This is a genomic window from Vibrio mimicus CAIM 602 (assembly GCF_000338875.1).
In the GTDB taxonomy this organism is placed as follows: domain Bacteria; phylum Pseudomonadota; class Gammaproteobacteria; order Enterobacterales; family Vibrionaceae; genus Vibrio; species Vibrio mimicus.
Genome location: NZ_AOMO01000069.1, coordinates 1 through 3,839 on the forward strand (window position 1 = coordinate 1; position 3,839 = coordinate 3,839).

The window sequence follows — 3,839 nt, forward strand, 5'->3', positions numbered from 1 at the left end:
CCGTCAAGAGGGACTGTCAACGCGCGGCGTTCCAGTCCCAATGAGCCGCGGTGGTTACGGTTGCTGTGTTTGAGTTTAGTGTTATGCGTTGCCAGCCCCTTAGGCGGGCGTTATGCTTAATCCATAAAAATCAGTAGGTTGTGCTTGTCGATTCCTTTGGCATTTCGTTCAGGTTTTGTCGGCAATTCAATATTGTTTTTCGCTGCCTAATGAAGCGGCAGTGTATCTGGCGTTGTAAATTCTGAGTGATTGCCTCATTGGAATGTTGAGTCTGCGCGAGGTGAGTTTTGCTCTCTCAAGTCGCTTTAAGCTGTTTGGTGCCTTTACTTATGGGCTTAAAGTCTGTCAGCAATTGAGCATTGTTTTGCGCTGCCTAATGAAACAGCAATGTGTTTGTCGCTGTACTTTTCAGTGTTATTGCCTCATTGAGTTGTCGTGCCAATGTGTGGTGAACTGGTTTGTCGGAGAGGGTTTCCACATTGGCCTAGTTGCTAAATGAAAGCCTGCATTGGTCAGTTCTAATTCAAGGATACTCGAAGTTTGGTCAATGATTTCAGTGGGTTATTCTTGAGTTGCTTCAAATGTAAAGCGTTGAAGCTTAAGCATAACAAACGCCTCAAGAGGGACTGTCAACGCGCGGCGTTTCCAGTCCCATTGAACCGCGGTGGTTATGGTTGTTGGGTTTAAGTTTAGTGTTATGCGTTGCCAGCCCCTTAGGCGGGCGTTATGCCTAAGGTGAAATTGATGATCAAGCAGCTTGATTCAAACGAAAAATCAGTGGTTGAACTGTCAGAGCGTTGCTTCGACGAACTACGTCAAGTTTACCGGCCAACTGAGCTCGCACTTAGCAATAAAAACAGTACTAAAAGTGAGTGGAGTTGTTTTGGTTTCCATGTTGATCAGGTTTTAGTTGGAGTAGTTGAAGCTAAACAGGTTGGCTCAGAATTACAGCTCAGCTCGTTATCAGTTGCACCAAGTTTTCGCCAAAAAGGTGTAGCGAGAAAACTCGTCGATTTCGTTGTTACACAGTTTAAGCCAATTAACTCGGTCTCGGTTTGGTGTGTTGAACAAACAGGTAATGTCGCTGTTTTTAAGGCACTAGGTTTTAATGTGGTTCAACGTTTTGATTCAGACTTCTTTATACTTTCCGACGGTTCAAAAGCAGTGGAAGTTCAATTAAAACAAAAAGTAATGGCATAACAAAGCGTTTAAGAGGGACTTGGCACGCGTGGCATTTTCGGTTTGCGTTGGGTTCAGTGATTAAGTCGCTTTGCGGTAGCTTTTGTAATGCGTGCCTGCGCCCCTTAACGCGGCGTTATGGCTTAGGAGAAAAAATGGCATTTGTATTAGCAAATACAGCAACTAAAAATCAGGTACTCTATGCATTTGAACCAAGTCTTTCATTAGAAAGTGTCGAGTTTAAGACTGTTCGTCTTGAACATGTACATTATGATCATGATGGCAATATATTGGTTGACTCGGATACCCTAAAGGAGTTTGAAGTTTTAGGCATTCCGGTATTCGAAAGGAAGTCATCTGCTAAACAGTTTTTGGTGGGTTTAAATTTGGTAGGTAAGGCAAAGTATGTTGGTGTGCGTTACAAGCGTGCCTTTGAGCATCAATATACAGATCTTGGCTTATTCTCAAGTTGGACGGAACTAAATCGCTAAACGTGAGCTTCGCCATAACAAAGCGTTTAAGACGGATTCCCAACGCTCGGCATTTTTGCTTCTACTTCAAATTTAGTGTTTACGGTACAATGCTTTAAGGGCAGTGGTAGCGTTGCTCACCACTTAACGCGGCGTTATGTAACTCATGGAGTTTAGGAGTCTCTAAGTGCTGAAATATATTGGGAATAGAATTATATGGCCTCACAAGTACTTAACTTGGCAGTCCCAAATGATATGTGTACTAGCATTGGTTTCAATTGCCATTGGGCGTGGTATATATCAGCTTGTAAATCATAGTACTTTTCACCCTGGGCTACTTGTGTCTATTTATATGAGCGCAGTCATCGCATGTTATCTATATGACAAGGGACTACCAATAGGGTCTGTATCATTTGATTTTGAGCCAAACGACCTCACCAGTCAGTACAGTAGATTGGCTATAACTTTATTATCATCTGTGATCTACACAGTATGCATACTGAACGGTGTAAGTTAGATTTTACCGAAAACAAATGAAGCGAATAATTACATAACAAAGCATTTAAGAGTGATTCGCAACGCTTGGCGCTTTCGCTTCGCTCAAGTATAGCCAAGCGTCGCTCACACCTTAATGCGGCGTTAAGTGTCAAAAGGAGAAATAATGGCAGCAAATGGAGCAATATATATACAAAGAGATAATGTTGATCTAAAAGATGTATTTGATGATGTGACAAGCGACAAAGGTATATTTAGAAAGCCAACGTACTACGATGTCAAGTTAGGTGAGGATGTTGTTCGATTCAATATTATGGAATCTTCAGAAATTCCTAATCATATTGATGGTTTTCTTGGGTATATCGCTTCTTTGAACAATAGCGACGATAGAAAAGAGAATACTAGTTACGCAATTAGTCATACAAAAGTTGTGCTTGGACTAGTTTCTGATACTAACTTTGAAGATAACCACAAGATCTGGCAAAGCCTATTTCAGATAGCAGACAAATATGACGGCTTTGTCTTCGTTTATGACAGCGTTCTTTTACCTAATGGGGCAGCCTTGGTTGGACCATTGGTACAAACAGACACTTAACAAAGCATTTAAGACGGATTCCCAACGCTCGGCATTTTGGGTTTGCTTCAACTTCGGTGTTTACGGCATCATACTTTAAGTTTGGTGGTCTGCGTTGCTCACCACTTAATGCGGCGTTATGAGTATTCGCTAGTTTCTAGATAAGGAGTCAATTTTGTTTAAGCTCTACTACTATCCGAACAATGCTAGCCTAGCTCCTCATTTCTTGCTTCATCACCTAAATGCAAGTTATGAGCTATTGTTGGTCGATAAAAAATTGAACTCACAGAAATCAGCAGATTATCTAAGGCTCAATCCAGCCGGTCGCATACCTACGTTGGTGATCAATGACCAGCCAATTTTTGAAAGTCCTGCGATTTGTATTCATATCTGTGAATTGCACCCAGACTCAACGTTAATGCCCTCTATTGGTGACGCAAAACGGCCTCTGTTTTATCAATGGTTAGCTTTTCTTAACAATACACTGCAAGCAGAACTCATGGTTCGCTATTATCCACACCGACATACCAACGATGAAGCTAGCATACCCAATGTTGTGTCTGCTCAAGATGATAGGATTGCTGATGCATTATTCATTATCGACAACCAACTTGAGCACCAAGAATATTTACTTGGCGATACGCTCACAGCATGTGATTACTTTTTATTTATGCTTGCTCTGTGGTCATTACCAATAAAAAGGTCCCCACTGACATTCAAGCACCTAGCGGCGTACTTGAAGCGACTTTGCTTAAATCCTACGATTCAGGCGGTTTGTGACATCGAAGGTATAGATATTAGCCCTTTTAGATCATACTCATAACAAGGCGTTTAAGTGGGATTTGGCACGCGTGGCATTTTCGGTTTGCGTTGGGTTTAGTGATTAAGTTGCTGTGCGGTAGCTTTTGTAGTGCGTGCCTGCACCCCTTAACGCGGCGTTATAAAGCTCGAAGAAAAAGGAAATTTCGTGGAAATTCGAACAGGTAAACTTGAAGATGTTGCTGGTATCACCGACATCTTTAATTTTTATATTGAGCACACTAATGCACGCTTTGAGGAAGTTCCATTTACTCTGGAAAATCGTCAGAAATGGTTTTCTCAGTTTTCTAGCACTACCAAAC

At 41.7% G+C, this 3,839-nt stretch carries 6 protein-coding genes; all 6 read left to right on the forward strand.

Annotation, left to right across the window (positions count from 1 at the left end; all coding sequences use genetic code 11):
• Nucleotides 1-262: 262 nt before the first annotated feature.
• Entirely contained in the window at nucleotides 263-499 is a 237-nt protein-coding gene (locus D908_RS20905) for a DUF3709 domain-containing protein (protein ID WP_005526952.1), read from the forward strand.
• A gap of 245 nt (nucleotides 500-744) precedes the next feature.
• Nucleotides 745-1,200 carry a GNAT family N-acetyltransferase gene (locus D908_RS02605; RefSeq protein ID WP_005526954.1) on the forward strand — a complete coding sequence of 152 codons (456 nt, stop codon included), beginning with the start codon at nucleotides 745-747 and terminating at the stop codon, nucleotides 1,198-1,200.
• Nucleotides 1,201-1,334: 134 nt separating this feature from the next.
• Entirely contained in the window at nucleotides 1,335-1,670 is a 336-nt protein-coding gene (locus tag D908_RS02600; RefSeq protein WP_005526956.1) for a hypothetical protein, read from the forward strand.
• 640 nt (nucleotides 1,671-2,310) lie between these two features.
• Complete coding sequence (locus D908_RS02595) at nucleotides 2,311-2,739, forward strand: hypothetical protein (protein ID WP_005526958.1); 429 nt, start codon at nucleotides 2,311-2,313, stop codon at nucleotides 2,737-2,739.
• A gap of 154 nt (nucleotides 2,740-2,893) precedes the next feature.
• The gene (locus tag D908_RS02590) at nucleotides 2,894-3,541 is read left to right on the forward strand and encodes a glutathione S-transferase family protein (RefSeq protein ID WP_005526960.1); all 648 of its coding nucleotides are present in this window, start codon (nucleotides 2,894-2,896) and stop codon (nucleotides 3,539-3,541) included.
• 144 nt (nucleotides 3,542-3,685) lie between these two features.
• Nucleotides 3,686-3,839, forward strand: a 154-nt coding sequence (locus tag D908_RS02585; protein ID WP_005526962.1) for a GNAT family N-acetyltransferase, incomplete at its 3' end; no start/stop codon positions are given.